The following is an 18,875-nucleotide window of genomic DNA, read 5'->3' as shown; positions in this document are numbered from 1 at the left end:
GGAGGGAAACGTGTTCATCGGTGGAGGCTCTGAGCACGACAGCCTGCGGGTTGGAAACGCCTACGACTGGGACCCGGGCTCAGGCTCGGTGGTGACTTGGCAGCCGACACCCGGCTGCGCCGCGAAAGCGCGGCAGGCGCCGGTGAGTCCGGTGCCGCCCAGCTCTATGCAGATAGGCCATCTCCGTGGGTTTGTCGAGTTCCGCGACCGCGGGCTCGACTATTCACGGGCGGTGATGGGTTCCTGGGATGTGCCCGGACGCTGCGATATCCGCGCCATGACGTACGTCATCAACGCGCACCTTCGGCGCCACGCCACCTACCACAGCTGGTTCGAATACAAGGGCGCCAAGAATGTCGTCCGTCACACCATCAAAAACCCTCGCGATATCCAGTTCGTCGCGAAAGAGTATGGCGTGCTGACCCAGCAGGAATGGCAGGACCACGTGCTGGCCACGCCCGATCCCCTACAGTGGGATTGCTTCAGGTTCGGCATCATTCAGTACGACGACCGCTTCGCGTTGTACGCGGTCGTCGACCACCTCCACTGCGACCCGATGTTGATCGCCGGGTTGTACGTGGAGATTCTGATGAACTACAACGCCCTGCTGGAGGGCAAGGCTCCCGTTTCGTTGCCGCCGGCGGCCAGCTACGACGATTTCTGCATGCGAGAGAGCCAATGCGTGTCGTCCATGACCTTGGATTCCCCCGAAGTGCGCAAATGGATCGAATTCGCCGAAGCCAACGACGGAACCCTGCCGGATTTCCCGCTGCCACTGGGTGATCAATCGATACCCTGCGGCGGGGACGTCCATGTGGAGCGGCTGCTGGGTCCGGAACAAACGGCTCAGTTCGAAGCCCTGTGCCAACAGGCGGGCGCCCGGTTCAGCGGCGGCTTGTTCGCCTGCGCTGCCCTGGCCCAATACGAATTGACCGGCGCGGAAACCTATTACGGACTCACTCCCACCGATAAGCGCAAGAGTCCGGCGGATTTCATGACGGTGGGCTGGTTCACCGGTGTGGTGCCGTTCACCGTTCCCGTCGACCCGAGCTCGTTCGAAGAGACCGCGCGCGCCGCTCAGGCTTCCTTCGATGCGAACATGGACCTCGCGAACGTGCCGTACGACCGCGTGCTGGAGTTGGCGCCGTGGCTGAAAAGACATGGGCCGCAGTTCACCATGATGAGCTATATGGATGCGGGTCTGCCTCCGCTTTCTGCCATCGTCGCCACCGCACTGGACGGCGTCAACGCGACCGCCTTCACCGACGGTAGGAGCCCGGCCTACATGTACTCGACGGTTTTCCGTCTGTTCGACGAGGTCTCGATCATGGTGTCCTACCCGAACAACCCGATTGCCCGGGAGTCCGTGACTCGCTTTACCGAGCAGATGAAGTCGGTGTTCGACCGGGTCGCGGCGGGCAGCTTCGCGGGGGTACCGATTCGCGTAGCCAGGTAAGCATCGGAGCACTTCCGCACGCGAACAGCGACCGAGAGTTGCGCCGATGAAGTTTGTTCTGGCGGCCCACGGAACTCGCGGCGACGTCGAGCCCTGCGCCACGGTCGGTGTGGAGCTGCGGCGCCGAGGACACGAGGTCCGAATGGCGGTGCCGCCCAACCTGGTTGGCTTCGTGCAGTCCGCCGGGCTGTCCGCCGTCGCCTACGGACCCGACACGGGTGAGCAGATCGTCGCCGTCGCGGACTTCACGCACAACGCCTTCAAAATCCAAAACCCCGCCAACTTCGTGCGTGCCGGCAAGGAGCTTTTCGTCGAGGGCTGGGCGGAGATGAGCCGGACGCTTACCGCGCTGGCCGACGGGGCCGACCTGCTGTTGACGGGCCAGACCTATCACGGTGTGGTCGCGAATGTGGCGGAGTACTACGACATTCCGGTGGCAGGGCTGCATCACTTCCCGGTGCGGGTCAACGGCCAGATTGGCGTGCCATTTCTACCGTCACCGGCGCCGGTGGTCCGCACGACACTGACGGCGGGCTGGTGGCTGTATTCGCATATCACCAAGGCAGACGAGGACGCGCAACGCCGCGAACTCGGCCTGCCGCGCGCGGCGGTCCCCGCGGCACGCCGGATGGCCGACGGGGGAACGCTGGAAATCCAGGCCTACGATCAAGCGGTGTTTCCGGGGCTTGCGGCGGAATGGAACGGCCGACGCCCATTCGTCGGTGCGCTGACTTTGGAGTTGGCGGCGGACAACGACGATGATGTTGCGTCCTGGATCGCCGCGGGAAAACCGCCGATCTACTTCGGTTTTGGCAGCACTCCGGTCCAATCCCCCGCCGATACGGTGGCCATGATCGCGCAGGCCTGCGCGGAGCTGGGCGAGCGGGCGTTGATCTATTCCGGCGCTGACGGCTCCTCCCCCACGCCGCATCCCGATCATGTGAGGCTCGTCGGCCAGGTCAACTACACGACCATCTTGCCGAGGTGCCGCGCGGCCGTGCATCATGGTGGCGCCGGCACCACCGCTGCCGGGTTGCGAGCTGGCCTCCCGACGCTGATCCTGTGGGATGTGGCCGATCAGTTCATCTGGGCGACCCAGGTCAAGCGGCTGAAAGTCGGTTCCGCCAAGCGGCTTTCGAACATCACCCGGAAGTCGCTGGTCGCGCGGCTCCGCAAAATCCTCGCGCCGGATTGCGTGGCCCGAGCTCGTGAGATCGCACCGCGAATGACCAAACCCGCCGTCGGCGTTGCCACCGCCGCCGATCTTTTGGAGCAGACCGTCCGGGTTGGCGTGTGAGATGACCGTTGAGCCCCACCTTTGGCGACATCAACCACATGCGACGACTCGCCTGGTACCGTTGCAGTTAGCCATGACCCTGATCGTCGGGTAGTTCGCCGTCGGTTCAATCGGCCAGTTAGGCCGCGAGATACGCCGGAACAGGGTAACGTCCCAAGCGATGTGGGGTTACGTGCTGCTCATGGGATTTGTGTTACTGACCGATCCCATGCGGCTTGGACTTGCGTTCGTTTTGATGTCGCGACGCCGAGCCATGCATAATTTGCTCGCTTGCTGGGCGGGCGGCATGCTAGTGGGAATCGGCATCGGAGTCGCAGTGTTGCTGCTGCTGCGAGACGTCGCTTTGGTAGCCATACAAGCAGCGATCTCCACGGCAAACGAATTCAGGTCTGCGATCATAATTCTCGAGGGCAACCGTCTACACATCGCCATTGCAGTTCTCGCATCGCTTGCCCTCGCGACCATGGTGGCCCGTGAACAACGTGCGCGGTTAGCGGCGCGGGTACCGGTGACGATACCGGGCGGCGATGAGCCGAGTGCGGCACCACAGCCAAGCAAACCGTCCCTAGTGTCGCGCTTAGTGGCCTTTAATCACCGCATACTGCGATCCGACTGTGTTTGGCCAGCGTTCGTCGTCGGAATCATGTCCACGTTCCCGCCGGTCGAGGGCCCAATGGCACTGACCGCCATCATGGCCTCGAAAGCACCTACCGGTACGCAGTTACTCGTATTCGTCATATTCACGCTGCAGGTGCTTGCGTTCGTCGAAATTCCCCTAGTCAGCTACTTGGTGGCGCCGCACAAAACTGAGGCGACGATCCGGCAGTTGAACAAGTTGAACACATGGATCCAAGGTCATCAGCGGCAGATTATCCAGACTGGGCTAGCTGCCACGGCAATCGCGTTTTTCTTCAAGGGCATAGGCGGTATTTGACGAGCTCTTCGAAGTCCGTGCGCACGGGCTCACAGATGGTGACTGCCGGTCGGTCAAGCCTGGCCACCACTGAAAAATCACATCAAAGGTCACAACGGGTCCTTGACCGCGATTACCCGACGCGCGGAGAGGCTTGATTGTAGGGTTGGTTGGGTGTCGAGCCGGACTGGCACGGGCGAGGCAGCCAAGCCTGGGGGAATTTTCGACCGCGTCAGTGATGTGGTCGTGCGGTGGCCGCTGCTCGTCGTCGCCTGCTGGATCGCGTTCGCGGCCACCCTGGCGCTGACCCTACCGCCGCTGATGGTCGAAGCCGGCAAGCACGAGGAAAAACCCCTGCCGGACGATGCCCCGACGATGGTCGTCAATCAGGAAATGGCCAAGGCCTTCGCTACGCCAGGCGCGGACTCCGCGGCCCCCAAAGGCCCCGGAGATTCGAAAAAAGCCGGAGATCCTGACTCGGGCGGCGCAAATCCGTTGGGCGGCGGCGGTTCCCTCCTGATGATCCTGCTGACCGACGAAAACGGCATTTCACCCGCCGACGAGGGTCTCTACCGCAAGCTGGTGGACAAGCTGCACCAAGACACGCAGGACAAGATGACGGTGCAGGATTTCCTCAGCACCCCGCAGATGCGCGAAGTCTTGGCCAGCAAGGACGGCAAGGCCTTCATCCTGCCGGTCTCGTTTCCCGGTGCGGCCACGGCGCCCACAACAATTGCGGGATACAAACACGTCAAAGAGATCGCCAAAGAGGTCACCTCGGGTAGCACGCTGACCGCTTACGTCAGCGGACCGTTGGCGACCATCGCCGACGCCACCGAAATGGCGCAGGAAGACGCGCACTTCATCGAGATCGGCACCGTGGCCAGCGTGCTAATCATCCTCTTCATCATCTACCGCAACGTGGTCACCATGTTGGTGCCGCTGCTCAACATCGGCGCGACCATCGCGACCGCGCAGGGTGTCCTGTCCGGGCTGGCCGAACTCGGCCTGCCCATGGACCTGCAGAGTGTCGTCCTGATGAGTGCGGTCATGATCGGGGCGGGAACGGATTACGCCGTCTTCCTGATCAGCCGCTACCACGACTACGTTCGGCGCGGCGAAGACTCGGACCGCGCGGTGAAGATGGCGTTGATGTCGATCGGCAAGGTGATCGCCGCATCGGCGGCCACCGTCGCGATCACCTTCCTCGCGATGATCTTCACGAAACTGGAAGTGTTTTCGGCTGTCGGTCCGGCGATTTCGATTTCGGTCATAGTGGCGTTGCTGTCCGCGACCACCCTGCTGCCCGCCATGCTCGTGCTCGCCGGACGGCGCGGATGGATCAAGCCCCGACGCGACCTGACCACTCGTACGTGGCGGATTATGGGCACGCGGGTCGTGCGCCGGCCACGCATCCATCTGGTCGGAAGCCTGGTCGTACTTCTCACGTTGGCGAGTTGCACGAGCGTGATGCGCTTCAACTACGACGACCTCAAGACCATGCCCGCATCCGTGGACAGCTCCAAGGGATACGACGCGATGAATCGCCATTTCCCAATGAATGCGCTGACCCCCATGGTGCTGTTCATCAAGTCATCCCACGACTTGAAGACACCGGCCGCCCTCGCCGACCTCGAGCAGATGGCCAACCGGGTGAGCCAGCTGCCCGACATCACGATGGTGCGCGGCCTGACCCGGCCCAACGGGGAACCGCTGGAACAGACCAAGGTGTCGTATCAAGCCGGCGAGGTTGGCAGCAAACTTGACGACGCCTCCAACCAGATCGCAAACCACGGGGACGACCTGGACAAGCTGGTCAACGGCTCCAACCAGTTGGCCGACGCCCTGGCCCAACTTCGGGACCAAGTCACCGGGGCCCTTACCAGCCTCAGCGGAGTGGTCGGGCCGCTGACAGCCATGGAGCAAATGATGGGCGGTGACAAGGCGATCAGCGCCCTCGACCAGGGCGCCCAATACACCGGGCAGATGAAGACACTCGGCGATAACCTCGACGCGTCGACGGTAAACGCTGAAACCGTCGCCGCGTGGGCCACGCCGATGTTGACGGCGCTCAACGACAGCCCCGAATGCAATGTCGACCCGGGTTGCGTGAATTCGCGCGCCGGATTGGCGGCGATGGTCGCGGCAAACAACGATGGAACCCTTACCTCCATCAAGGCCATGGCTCATAACCTGCAAGCGGCCCAACGCACGCAGACCGTCGGTCAGACGCTGGACAAGGTGCAGCAAACGCTGGTCCAGGCCTCCACCGCCTTGAAGACCATCAAGAACCTCCAATCCACGATGAACCAAGCGCAACAAGGCGCCAATGCCCTCGCGGACGGCAGCCGAGCAATCGCCGGCGGTGTGAAGGAACTGGTCGATCAGACCAGAAACATCGGCAGCGGGCTTGGCGAGGCCTCGCAATTCCTATTGAGCATGAAGCATAACGCCGACAAACCGTCGATGGCCGGCTTCAACATTCCCCCGCAGATCATGACCAGGGACGAGTTCAAGAAGGGCGCCGCGATCTTCATCTCGCCGGACGGCCACGCCGCCCGCTACCTCATCCAAAGCGCTCTCAGTCCGTTCACCACCGAGGCCATGGATCAGATCGCGAAGATCATCAAAGCCGCACAATCGGCGCAGCCCAACACCGAATTGTCGGACGCCTCGGTGTCTGTGGCGGGAATTCCCAGTGGCCTCAAGGACACGCGCGACTATTACAACGACGACATCGCATTCATCGTCTTCGCGACCATCATCATCGTGTTCCTGATCCTGGTCGTCCTGTTGCGGGCGGTCGTCGCGCCGCTTTACCTCATCGGTTCGGTATTGCTTTCGTACCTGTCGGCAATGGGCCTCGGCGTCTTGGTGTTCCAGATGATCCTCGGGCAGAACCTGCACTGGAGCCTGCCCGGATTGTCCTTCATTCTGCTTGTCGCGGTCGGCGCGGACTACAACATGTTGCTCATCTCACGCATCCGCGACGAATCGCCGCACGGTGTGCGCGTCGGCGTCATTCGCACCGTGGGTTCCACCGGTGGCGTCATCACCTCGGCCGGTTTGATCTTTGCCGCCTCGATGTTCGGGCTGATGACCGCCAGCATCTACACGATGGCCGAGGCCGGTTTCATCCTCGGGATGGGGATTTTGATCGACACCTTCCTGGTGCGCACGATCACGGTGCCGGCCCTGGCCTCGATGATCGGCCAGAAGAACTGGTGGCCCTCGCACCTCGGAAAGAGCGCGGCCCAGGTTTACGCGGCCCACCAGAAGAAGCAGCAACAACTGGACCAGTTAACCGAACAACTGGTCCGGATGAAAGTCATTCCCAGCCGGGACACTTGGGCTTCGGTGCATCCTTCAACGGCGACCCGCGACGCTGGCGAGCAACGGGAGCGGCCATGGATTTCCGACGACCTACTCGTCCGCCTGAAACTCGTCCCCGGCCACAAGTCGCACATCTCGTCACCCGCCGCTAACGGGCGCAAAGCGACGTCGGGCCGCCCGGATCGCGAAGCGCCAGTTGACCGTCCACCCGACCACGCGCTTCCCTTGTTCGACCTCAGCGCCCTGCCGGATCACCTGACCTACGATCTCCGGGAATCGACGTTGGCATTGGAGTCGGCGAGCAATGGCAACGGCAACCATAAGACCGACCGCGATCCCGGCCACTCGCTACCGCTGTTCGGGCAGGGTGTCCTGTCGCGTCGACCGATTGCCCTCGAAGCCAACGGCAACGGCCACGACAACGGCGCGGAACCAATCGACCATGACCCTGGCCACGACCTTAGTCAGGCGCTACCGTTGTTCGGCAACGGCCATGCCAACGGCAACGCGAACGGCTGACACCCAGTAGACCAACCTAAGCGTCCAATCGGGTGAACTCGTCCTGCCGGTACAGCTCGACACATTGAGCTCGTCTGATCTTGCCGCTTGTGGTGATGGGGATCGAGCCAGGAGATACCAGAACCAGGTCCGCCACACTCAGCCCGTGCGACTTCGAAATCGCGGACGTGACTTCACGTTTCACGACGCGGAGCCTGTCGGTCGTCTCCTCTTCGGAGTCGCCGCCCCGCTTCTTCAGCTCGATAATCGCGACCAGCTTTTCAACGCCCCTGTCCGGAACCGCGATCGCCGCGCAGCGGCCAGCCGTGATCTCCTGGATTGTCGCCTCGATGTCGTCGGGAGAGTGGTTGCGCCCGTAGACAATCAAGAGGTCCTTGATGCGGCCGATGATGAACAACTCGCCCTCGGAGAAGAAGCCCGAATCTCCGGTTCTCAGCCAGGGGCCCTCGGGTGTTCCCGGCGACGGGTCGACAATCTTCGCACCGAACGTGCGCTCGCTCTCTTCGGGTTTCTGCCAATAGCCGGAAGCGACGTTGTCGCCGTGCACCCAGATCTCCCCGACCGTTCCGTCTGGACACTCGCGGTGCGTGTCCGCATCGACGATGCGGACACGCACCGATTTCGCATCCCCGTAACTGACCAGCGGCGTGCCGCTTCCATTGGCGCACCGGTTCGCCTGGCCGGCAGGCAGTTTCTCGGAGTCGAATCGGCCGATTTCGGGTGGTTTGCCCACTTTACGGGTCGCTATGTACACCGTTGCTTCTGCCATGCCATATGACGGCCGCAGTGCCTTGGGATCAAAATTGAAGGGCGCGAACCGATCAGCGAACCGCTTGAGGGTCGCGGGCTGCACTCGCTCGCTGCCGTTGAGGATCGTGTGCACACTCCCGAGATCGAGCCCGGCCATGTCGTCGTCCGACGTCTTGCGCACCGCCAACTCGAAGGCGAAGTTCGGTCCCGCCGAAATTGTGCAACCGCTGCGTCCCAGCAGTTGCATCCAGCGGGCCGGTCGCTGCAGAAATCCCACGGGGCTGGTTAGCACCGTCGGCTGCCCCGCCAGAATCGGCATGATAATTCCCAGTAGAAGACCCATGTCGTGGTAAAGCGGCAGCCAAGAAGCCACCGTGATGTCCGGCGGGGCAATGCCACCTTCGGCCGCAAAAAAGTCGCCCATGATCTGCTCAAAATTGGCGAAAACATTTTTGTTCGAGACCATGACACCGGCCGGCGTGCGGGTGGACCCCGAGGTGTACTGCAAATACAGGAAATCCGATCCATTATTGGCGGCGGCACGAGGTCTCGGGCCCGCGGGTCGCTGGCGCGAATCGAGGTCCAGCAAATCGACTTCGATGATTGACGGCGCGGATTGCCCCTGCTGCGACCGCACAGGCCCGTTCACATTGTCAATGACGGCGGACGTTGTGAGGACGAGGGCCGGAGAAGTATCGGCCAGCACCGAAACGGTGCGTTCGTCGTGGACGCCGCCATAGGGAACCGAGAGCGGAACCGCGACAAGTCCGGCCTGGAGTGCTCCCAGAAAGCCAACGATGTAGTCGAGGCCCTGTGGTGCCAGTATGAGCGCCCGATCACCGGTCGACCCGTGAAGTCTGAGTTGCTCGCCGAGGTTCATCACCCGCCGGTACAACTGCGACCACGTCAGGGTTGTCGCGACGCCATCCCAATCCTGGTCGTAATCAAGATATGTGAACGCCGTGTCGTTGGGTTGCAGGCTGGCGCGTTCGCGCAGCACAGCGGGAATGGAAGACTCAACCACGGGGATCAGATTACCTTCGTCGGGAACGTTTCTGGCCAGGAACCGCAAGGTTACGACCGTACCAACCCGCCGTCGCGCCCGGCGCCGCACCACGCCGTGCGCACCTGCCACAGACACCCAAATGCGAGACGCCACCCGCGTGCGCGCCCCCGGAGACAAACGGCCTACGCATCGCCCGCAAATAAACTACCGTGGACGCGGTGGACAATCGACTCGCACACATGGATCAAGCGTCATTTCTGGGTCTGCGGGCGCTTGGCTATGGCGCGCTGGTGCAGTTCAACTGGATTTACAACCGACCGGCAAATATCGACGGATTGCGTCGTTTCCACCGAAATCTTGGGTATGGATTGTTGGGACGACGAGTCGAACGGTCTCCGTTACCTTTCGCCCGCGATCGGTGGGTCTTTTCACCGGGCCCCGAAGACATCGAGATCGCTGAAACACCTTGCCCGCGCGCGGATCTGAGCGCCTGGCTCTACGAGCGCGCGTGCCTGCCCCTCGATCCGGAATATGGACCCAGCTTTCATCTGGGAGTACTTCCGCTAGAGGACGGCGGGACCGCCGTCAGCCTGGTTACTTCGCATACCCTCGTCGACGGGCTCGGGGTCTTGCAGGCGATCAACGATGCGGCCACCGGCCGAACCCGCTACCTCGGTTATCCATATCCCGGATCGCGTACCCGCGGGCGGGCCCTGCTTCAGGACGGCCGGCAAACCATCGCGTCGGCGCCGGAGCTGGGGCGGGCGGTAGCCGCGACGGTGCGCATCGCTCGGCGCAGGCGCAAGGACGTCGCCGCATCGATGGCGTCGGCACCACCTTCGCCACGGGGAGCTGGCGACGATCAGCCCATTGTGGTGCCCTCCGTGACCGCATATGTCGACGTGGCGGAATGGGATGCCCGCGCGAAAAGTATTGGCGGAAATAGCTTCACGCTTCTTGCGGGATTCGCGGGCAGGCTTGGCGTGCAAATGGGCCGCGTTTGCGGCGACGGAACGGTCACCCTGTCGTTCCCGATCAGCGACCGCACCGAAGACGACACGCGTGGCAACGCATTGGTGTTTCCCGTCGTTTCTGTCGACCCAACGCACTTGACATCGGACCTCGGGGAAGTTCGTCTCAAGTTCAAACAAGCGTTTGCGGATTTGGAGGAGACCACCAAGGAGTTGTTGGCGCCACTGCCGCTGACATCGTTGACCCCGAAGTGGGTCGCGCGGAGGGCGGCTGGAATGGGACTCGGTGCCGCCGGCCTTCCCATCGGTTGCTCCAATGTTGGAGATATGCCCCCGGCGGTGAATCGCCCGGATGGCACCGAGGCCGACTATGCGTCCGGGCGATTGATCGAGCCTGGTATCAATAGGCGGGCCCTCGAGCGCATCGGTGGCCAGCTGTTTGTGGTTTCGGGCCGGGGTGGCGGAAAGTTATGGATTTCAGTCAACGCCTACCTTCCCGGCCGGACAGATTCCCAAGATGCGCTGCGCGAGAACGTATCACGCACGTTCGCCGAATTCGATGTGGCGACTGAGATTCATGGCTAGTGAGGCAAACCCGACGGTCTCGGTGTGCATACCGATGTACAACAACAGCGCGACTATCGCGCGCTGTCTCGGTAGCATCCTGGATCAGGAAGGCGTCGAGTTTGAGATAGTGGTTGTCGATGACGATTCGTCAGACGATTGTGCCGCTATCGCGAAGACGATGCTCAGACCCGAAGATCGCCTGATACACAATGAGTCTAGGCTTGGGCTCAACGGGAATCACAATAAATGCATCGAACTTGCGCGCGGCACCTGTATCCAGTTCGTGCACGGCGACGACTGGTTGCTTCCGGCGGCCCTGCAGACACTCGCCCGATATTTTGACGATCCAGGTGTGGGACTGGCTTTCGCGCCCAGGCGTCTGTTGAGCCACGACGTCCCGTGGTGGCGGCGGCCAGCGAGCAAGCCTCACAGCTTCTTTTTTAAGCTGCGAGAACACAACCGCGGATCGTCATTGGTGACGCAGTTGGCCTTGCTGAGCGCGGGCGGCAATTTGATCGGTGAACCGACCTGCGTGATGTTCCGGCGCCAGCTGGCGCTGGATGCGGGCGGCTTTCGCGACGATATCTATCAGCTGGTCGACCTGGATCTCTGGTTGCGCTCGATGCTGCGGTCGGCGGCGGTATGTTTTGTGCCCCAGGAACTCTCGGTGCGCACTCACACGGCCGGCACGGAAACGGTACGCAATGCGACGACTCGGCGCGGCTGGCTCGACCACCTACGCATTCTCACTTGGTTGATTGTGGATCCGGCGTCGACCAGAATGATTCGGATTATCGCCAGAACGTGGTGGTTAGTTATATGGCTTGCGCTGCACTTGCAAGTCGCGACATTTGGGCCGGAGCGAAGGTCTCGGCTGAGGACCTTAGCCCGAGCGCCCGTTCAAGAATTCGCGCATGCTCGGCGGTTGGCGGGTCGGCTCTTGTGAAGTTGTCGGTTTGCTGAGCTGACCGGTCCGCGCTGGTGTGCGCCTTCGCGCTGCAACGGATCAGGTCAACGCCGTCGGCGGCGTAGGTCTTGGTTCAAGTCCAGGACCACGTCGACGAATCTGTTCGCTAATACGGTGTGGCGGGCGGGCTTCGCCCAGGAAGGCTCTCCGCAGCCGAGCCTTTCGACGTTCGATTGGATGAGTTCGTACGGATAGGTGGTGTGCTCCTCGATGAAGTCAGGCAGGTTCGCCATGGAATCGTGCCAGGGCGTGTTGTAGCGCGGCAGGATCGTCTTGAGGAACGGGAATCGTAGGTGTTCGATCAGGCCATCCCAAAAGTAGATGGTGTTGTTGAGCGACATCGAGAACCTGCTGGCCCACTGGTGCTCCGGTGAGCGACGATAAGTTGCTTTGATGGCTGCCGCGGAAACGAATGGTTTAAGGCTGAGCCCGATTTTGCGGGCACGCCTGGATAAGCCGATCTCGTATCGCCAGATAAGGATGCGTTTGTGGACGATGTATTGAAAGCTGTCCCAGAAGTCGTTCAGGAACGAGCGGGTACGTGAGTTAAGGTCCCACGCCAGAAAAAACGACTGGAGGTGAGGGGTCAGCAGCTCGGTGCTTTCGATGGCGCCATACATGTCGGCGTCGTGAAATGAGCTCCACATTTCTTCGATAGGGAACAGCGGGCCATACACGCTGTCGTTGGCGAGTACGAAGCGGTCGAACTGGTCCAGCGACCAGCCGTGCTCCCGCAGGATGCACCACGCCAGGTGCCACGAGCCGAAGTCGAGCGACAGCGTGCGCCGGGTATGAATGCCCGCACAGAATTCGCGGATCGGAGCCACCGATTCCGGGGTCAGCTTAGGCGAGCCGGAGACGAAAATGATGGTCGCCCCCAGTCCATGCAGCGCCTTCAAGTAGTAGACGACGTACGGATCCACGATGCCCTGAGCATCGAAGTGGGCGAACAAAACCAGCGTGCGCCGACCGGAAGGGGGCTGGGCTGGAAGCTCTTGGTGCGTTTCGCAAACAAAACCTAAAGCGTCACCGTCGAAGCGGTAACGCATCGCTGCTGACATACGCTCGTATTCGCCGCGCAGCATCTCCGGGAGCTTCAAGATGACTTCCTGGTATCCAGCGCAATGTTAATTTGGAAATCAGACTGGTCTTTTATGAGGAAGAAGTCAGCGTATGTGCCGACTCGATCTACGAACTCAAATCGAATGCGGTTCAGCATTGCGTCAGTTTCTTAATCGCATTCCACATATTTCTTTCCTTTCCGGTCAGCCGTCTAAGACAAGCGACGCCATAGTGTTTACACGCTATATGACGTCGCACCCCCGTGGGCGGCCAATTGTCGCGGGTACGCAACATCCGCTAACTATACTACCTAGGAAAGCTAGCGTCCCGCCCCCGGAAGGGCACGAAGGTTCGTGTTCCGATATCGTCACAGTTCACCTCATCGTACGGCCATGATGCGACACGAGGGAAACCGGAATAAGTCTGCAATCAGTCGTACTCGGGCTCAAGCTCAACATGAACACTCGATGTTTCCGAACGATCAATGTTGTCTAGCCACCACTAATCACCGAGCATAACCTGCATCAGATTCTCCAAACACGCATTAATCAGTTGGTTAGTTAACCTCCGTCAGCATGACGCGCGCATCCACGACATGTCAAACGCATACTGAGCAGTGGTGCAGCCAGGCCAGACGCTAAACAACTTTGCCATATGTCGATAGCAGGATTTTATTAATCTGGCGGGAAAATGGCTTCGACATCATCAAAAAATCCGGCCGGCTCCCGAGCAATTAATTGCCGATAGAAATTAAAACGCGTCCGGTGGTGCTCGAAGTCGTCCATCAGCATATAAATACTATTCGCCGCGAGCCTTTCAAAGCCGGGCATTCGGTCGTCGATTTTGAATTCTTCGGCGATTGGCATGTCAATCGAGTTCGCGGCGCTACCTCTTCGGCCCACAAGGATGCACGCACCAAGCGCAGCGGCTTCCCGCGGTAACCGGTCCTTGCCAGGATGGTCACCGAAATCGATGTAGACCTTTGCTCGTCCAAGGAGCCGCCGTACCTGACCCGATGTCATCCCCTTTATTGGGACGACGGCCGGCATCCGCCTACCGCACTCATTCAGCGCCTGGAGCACCAATTCGGTCCGAGGCAGACCCTTCGCCGAATTATAGACGAGAAGATCTTCCCGCGGCCAATCGGGCGGACTCTCAATCGCCTTGATGTACTCAGTCGCCAGGGAGTCCGAGAGGCGAGCAGCCGGCTCAAGCGAAACTGACTCCAAGAACATGCGTGCATATTCGCTCTGATACATGTGCCGAGTCACACGGCGCCGAAGAAGTCCCAACTGCATCTTCGCGATGCGTTGCGATCCCAACAGTTTCCCCAGGCGAGTATGGCCTGCTTCGGCGAAGAAATTGTCTACGCTTAGCCACCAGAAATATACTCGAGCCCGCGGAAAATACTTGACCAGCCTGGCAAAGACCTCTGGCAGAACAATTATCGATCCCGGCTCAACATCCTGTCGGCGCGCAAGACCCACGTTATATTTTCGGTACGGTACGGGAATTTCGTAGTGCCGGTGAAACGGAGAATATATCACGAATGCGCGTGTGGAGTTCCGATTAAGGACATCACCAAGCTGATGACTGAGTTCTGCCCCGCCCGTGACTAGATTGCCAGGGGCCACAATATATATCTTCTTCATGAGATGGCCAATTGCCGAGAGGTCAGCAGCGGATTCACGACAAGGAGAAAGGCATTGGCCGCTGCCCTGAGTCGGGCTGGCCCGTACCACCTAAGGCAACTCCCGAGGGAGTTAGGCGTACAGGAGGCGAAAACGATGATGGGCTCCCGCGGTGGCGCACCACGGAGACCAGAGCCGATGCGAAAATCGATTACGCTGTGGGATGGAAGTGCGCGGACAAAGCGCGCTTGGGTGGAGTCAGAGGGGGCCACGCCGGGAGTCGTCGGCGCGTTTCGCAGACGAACCCCAAAGCCTCGCCATCTGGGCAATAGCGCATAGAAGCCAAGAAGAACTCGGATTCGCTGTGCGACATGTGTGACGAATTTCAAAATGCCTCTTAGCGCTTAGCATCTAGATTGTGCTGATTCGAAAATTGGGCTGGTCTTGCGAGCGCAAAGAAGTCAGTTCGCGTGGTTGTCATGTCCAAGGTTTCAAATCCAACATAGTTTAGCATTTCTTGGATCAGCTGAACATTAAATACGTGGTGGTGTAGAGTTCGATTCTGAAAATTTTTCAGGCTGCGTTCTTTAAAGTGGTGTAGATCACCTGCGGGCGGATCCATCGGCAAGTCGTGAAGTGTCAAGATTTCATCTAGATGAGTGAGATCATCCTCACCGACATCGTGGGTAAAATCATCTAATAAGTGCTGGAATTTTGTGAACGGACGTCGATGGTCGAAGTTACTTTCCTTGTTGGGAAGAACGAGTATCACTACTCCGCACTCCTTGATCACCCGTTTCCATTCCATAAGTGCCTTGATGGGATTAGCGACATGCTCCAAACAGTTCGAAGACAGAAGAAAGTCGTATCGCGAAGATGCGATTTCGCCTAGGTTAGTCGCATCGGCGATGAATTGATAACCGGATTTTTTGTAGTAATAGTTGAAATTATCTCCTGCCTCGATACTACCCTCCCATACGGTATCTGCAGAGAAGTTTACACCGTCCAATCCCCCAACGAATTGATAAAGGGGCAGAACGGTTTTGAAGAGTGCACTCGGTCCGCCGATTTCGACCCCGTATTTGTTCTCGATAAACGACCGGTATTTTTGGCGAATCGGCAACCGGAAAGGAGCATACTTTACCGTATAAAACAGGTCGACCGCCGACTTCGACGCAAATGATTTAATCGTATTCCGCATTTTGTTCCTTTTCGATCAGGTACGATTAAGGTGCTTAATCGGGTGTCGCACGCACGGTATCTCACTGTGCCGGTCGCCCCTTGGCGGACCCGGCCCCCCCTCTGGAACCGCCTAGTCTGGTCGCTATGTGCGCATAGCGGGGGGACCTGACCCAGGTGGGCATTCCGCACCCGAGCCTTTCAACATTCGATTGGATGAGTTCGCAGGGATACGCAGTGTGCTGTTGGAGGAACTCAGGCAGGTTCGCCATGGAGTCGTGCCGCGGAGTGTTGTAACGCGGCAGGCTTGCCTTGAGGAAAGGGAATCGGAGGTGCTCGATCAAGCCGTCCCAAAAGTAAATGGCATTGTTGAGAGGCCGCCTGGATAACAAGGTGGCCCACTGATGGTCCGGCGTGCAGCTATAAGCTGCTTTGATGGTTGCCGCGGACACAAACGGTTTGATGCTAAGCCCCGCTTTACGTGCGAGCTTGGACAGACCGATCTCGTATCGCCAGATAAGCGGGTATTTGTGGACAATGTATTGGAAGTCGCTCCAGAAGTCGTTGAGGAAGCGGCGGGTGCGCGGGTTGAGATCCCAGGCCAGAAAAAAGGATTGGAGGTGAGGCGCGTGTTCGGCATTTTCGATGGCACCATACATATCGGCGCCGTGGAACGCGCCCCACATCTCTTCGATTGGAAACAGCGGACCATACACACTGTCATTGGCGAGCACGAAGCGATCGAACTGATCCAGCGACCAGCCACGCCGCCAAAGGAGGCACCACGCCAGATGCCAGGAGCCGAAATCCAGGGACAGCGTGCGCCGGGTGTAAATGCCAGCACAAAGAGACCGGATGGGATCAACAGACTCCGGCGTGAGGGTCGGCGAGCCAGAGACAAAAACGATGCTGGCTCCCAATCCACGCAATGCCTTGAGGTAATACACGACGTACGGATCGATGACACCCTGCGGATCGAAGTGGGCGAATAACACCAGCGTGCGCCGACCCGAAGGGGGCTGGGCTGGAAGCTCTTGGTGCGTTTCGCAAACGAAACCCAAGGCGTCACCGCCCCGCCGATAGCGCGCCGCCGCCGAAACACGCTCCGATTCATCCCGCAGCTTATCCAAGAGTTTCAAGATCACCCCACCCCGCATCCGGCGCGTCCGGGCTCACAGGCCAAGCCCCGTCTCAGAACTTACCTTGCAAGCGCCCAGAGTCGGTCCAGATGGTCGTAATATCCGGAATCACAAATCCGGCGTATTCCAAGGCCATCTAGCCACCACGGCATCGCGGCGGAACTCGGCACTCGACAGGTGCACCCACAGGCGATCACCGCTTCCACTGCGGATCAGATCGCGCAACCCCGGCATAGGCGCCCGACCTGATCGGTAGCCTGCCGCGCCTATCTGCTCAACCCCCACAGTGGTAGGGCCACCGGATCATCATCTGTCAGTCGGGCATTTTCCGGTCAGCAGGCGCGACGGAGATGTACCAAATATCTGTCGCCCGCCCGGCGAGGTCACCGGCAGGGGGATACCTGATAAACCCAGAGCTTCGAGGAGCCCACCAGGGCGTAGGTTCGGTACTGCTCCGTGGAGTCGAGCCGCAGGCCGTTCAGCGGAGACGCGGAGACGACGTAACACTCCCTCGAGTACTCGAACATACGCATGTAGAAGCTCAACGCATCGGCATGAGCGGAACTCCGCGCAGCAGGCTCGGACGCGTGATATCCCACCCATTCGAACCCCGCATCGATGTCGGTAGCTGCTGCCCCTCGGGCAACAAGCGAGGAGGCAGCTCGCCACCTGGCCGCATCGAAGGCAAGGGCATTTGCGGTGATGGCCGTCGACGTGGCCGCGAGGCCTGCCAGCGCCGCCAGCGAGAGCAGCCGGTCGCATCGGCTTGGCCGAGAGCGGTCGTCGGCCGCACGGCTGCCGAGCAACGCCACGCAGGCGACCGGGATCAGGACGAGGAGGTACCGCGCGAAAGTGAACTGCCCCACCAAGGCTTGCGCGAGCGTGCCGCCGGCCGTCAGGAGCAGCACAAGGCCGGACATGCGGTCGAGCGACAGCCCAGAGTCGATGAAGTGCCCGACGATGAGAACCAATGACATGCAAGCCATCACCACCAGCGTCAACCACCACCAGTCCGGCAGCACGGACCGCATTCCAATCGAGGCTGCGCTGTACGCACCGTCTGGAGCCAAGTAGTTGCCGAGGAAGATGGTCCCCGCTGGTCGGTAGGCTTGCGCCACGACGACGACGAGGAGCATAAGCGCGAGCGCGCCACTCATCAGTCGCGCGCGGCCCGACCAGCCGCCGGGTCGGGCCGCGATGAGCACCGCTGGAAAGACGGCGAGCGCCAGGGTAAAGCACGCGCAAACCACGTTCGCCACAGCATATTCGGGCTTAAAGCTGAACGACGGCGAGTCACCGTGCGGCAGCGATCTACGCCATACCTCGAAGCAGACGATTGCGAGAGCAAAGAACATCCCACTGACCAGCGTCACCCGACGCTTTCTGCCTCGCCAAGCCGCCACAGCGAGCACCATCGCCACGACGGGCCCGACGATTGCCTGTTCCCGCACGGTGACTCCCCAGCTCCCGACCGCAAGGGCGCCCAGCAGATACCAGAAATTTTCGGTCCGGAGCGCTTGGTCCGTTAAGAAGAGACAGACAATCACGGCAGTGAAGGCAGGGATGTCCGCCATATACGACGTCGCCAAAAGCCCGAGATCCGGCGTCAGTCCAACCAGAGCAGTCCCCAGCAAGGCGCCGCCCGGTCCCACTCGATGCACCAGCCAGCCATAGGTGGCCAGAAGCCCCACCGCCGCCAGTAGGGAGACGAAAAGCTGCTGAACAACGATCGATTCGCCGAGCGGTCCCAGGACAACAACCTGGCCGACCAATGCGCTGCGATTCCATCCGATGAGTTCGAACGAGCCACTCCGGGCGAAGTGCTGGGCAATCAAGGAGTGGGCCCATGCATCGTTGTGAGGAATGGCCAGGCTTCCTGTAACAACAGCCAGAAGTCCAGGCCAACCGACAGATAGGGCGATAACGCCTGCCACGGGGAGCGGCTGGCGCCACGCCACGCGTCGCTCCCTAACCCGCACGCGCGGATCATATCGAGCCGGCGAAAGTGTTGCCGTCACATGCGTCGCCTGAAGCATCTCAGCACACCGCTATCCACCGCGACCCTGTTTCGCAAACCACCGCACG

Annotated in this window: 12 protein-coding genes; 6 read left to right on the top strand and 6 right to left on the bottom strand. The window is 60.5% G+C overall.

Going from position 1 to position 18,875, the window contains the following annotated elements:
* Positions 1–10 precede the first annotated feature (10 nt).
* The 4 genes from K3U93_RS10750 (at position 11) to K3U93_RS10735 (ending at position 7,518) form a co-directional block, all read left to right on the top strand.
* Positions 11–1,456 carry a condensation domain-containing protein gene (locus K3U93_RS10750; protein ID WP_071510068.1) on the top strand — a complete coding sequence of 482 codons (1,446 nt, stop codon included), beginning with the start codon at positions 11–13 and terminating at the stop codon, positions 1,454–1,456.
* 46 nt (positions 1,457–1,502) lie between these two features.
* Positions 1,503–2,753, top strand: a complete 1,251-nt coding sequence (locus K3U93_RS10745; protein ID WP_071510067.1) for a glycosyltransferase — start codon at positions 1,503–1,505, stop codon at positions 2,751–2,753.
* A 160-nt stretch (positions 2,754–2,913) separates the two neighbouring features.
* Positions 2,914–3,687 (top strand): GAP family protein, encoded by a 774-nt coding sequence (locus K3U93_RS10740; protein WP_071510066.1) that lies wholly within the window; start codon positions 2,914–2,916, stop codon positions 3,685–3,687.
* A gap of 153 nt (positions 3,688–3,840) precedes the next feature.
* Positions 3,841–7,518 (top strand): MMPL/RND family transporter, encoded by a 3,678-nt coding sequence (locus K3U93_RS10735; protein WP_139797147.1) that lies wholly within the window; start codon positions 3,841–3,843, stop codon positions 7,516–7,518.
* 16 nt (positions 7,519–7,534) lie between these two features.
* Here K3U93_RS10735 and K3U93_RS10730 read toward each other — a convergent pair whose 3' ends face one another.
* Entirely contained in the window at positions 7,535–9,292 is a 1,758-nt protein-coding gene (locus K3U93_RS10730; RefSeq protein ID WP_071510094.1) for an AMP-binding protein, read from the bottom strand.
* 191 nt (positions 9,293–9,483) lie between these two features.
* Between K3U93_RS10730 and K3U93_RS10725 the strand changes: the two genes are divergently transcribed.
* On the top strand, positions 9,484–10,830 hold the full coding sequence (locus tag K3U93_RS10725) for a hypothetical protein (protein ID WP_230981633.1): 1,347 nt from the start codon (positions 9,484–9,486) through the stop codon (positions 10,828–10,830).
* On the top strand, positions 10,805–11,758 hold the full coding sequence (locus K3U93_RS10720; protein ID WP_071510063.1) for a glycosyltransferase family 2 protein: 954 nt from the start codon (positions 10,805–10,807) through the stop codon (positions 11,756–11,758). The genes K3U93_RS10725 and K3U93_RS10720 overlap by 26 nt, the downstream gene beginning before the upstream one ends.
* 65 nt (positions 11,759–11,823) lie before the next feature.
* On the opposite strand, the gene K3U93_RS10715 is transcribed toward K3U93_RS10720, so the two are convergent.
* From K3U93_RS10715 to K3U93_RS10695, 5 genes are all read right to left on the bottom strand, one after another.
* A complete protein-coding gene (locus tag K3U93_RS10715; RefSeq protein WP_139797146.1) occupies positions 11,824–12,879 on the bottom strand; it encodes a rhamnan synthesis F family protein in 1,056 nt (351 codons plus the stop codon).
* A 636-nt stretch (positions 12,880–13,515) separates the two neighbouring features.
* Positions 13,516–14,328: a hypothetical protein gene (locus K3U93_RS10710; RefSeq protein WP_139797145.1), complete on the bottom strand. Its 813-nt coding sequence runs from the start codon at positions 14,326–14,328 to the stop codon at positions 13,516–13,518.
* Positions 14,329–14,869: 541 nt separating this feature from the next.
* A complete protein-coding gene (locus K3U93_RS10705; protein ID WP_083011685.1) occupies positions 14,870–15,673 on the bottom strand; it encodes a methyltransferase domain-containing protein in 804 nt (267 codons plus the stop codon).
* A gap of 61 nt (positions 15,674–15,734) precedes the next feature.
* Positions 15,735–16,790 carry a rhamnan synthesis F family protein gene (locus K3U93_RS10700; RefSeq protein ID WP_176220043.1) on the bottom strand — a complete coding sequence of 352 codons (1,056 nt, stop codon included), beginning with the start codon at positions 16,788–16,790 and terminating at the stop codon, positions 15,735–15,737.
* Positions 16,791–17,173: 383 nt separating this feature from the next.
* The gene (locus K3U93_RS10695) at positions 17,174–18,748 is read right to left on the bottom strand and encodes a hypothetical protein (protein ID WP_139797144.1); all 1,575 of its coding nucleotides are present in this window, start codon (positions 18,746–18,748) and stop codon (positions 17,174–17,176) included.
* Between the last annotated feature and the right edge of the window lie 127 nt (positions 18,749–18,875).

The organism is Mycobacterium malmoense (assembly GCF_019645855.1).
GTDB classification, from domain to species: domain Bacteria; phylum Actinomycetota; class Actinomycetes; order Mycobacteriales; family Mycobacteriaceae; genus Mycobacterium; species Mycobacterium malmoense.
The sequence above is the reverse complement of the archived record's forward strand: the minus strand, read 5'-3'. Positions and strand labels throughout refer to the sequence as shown.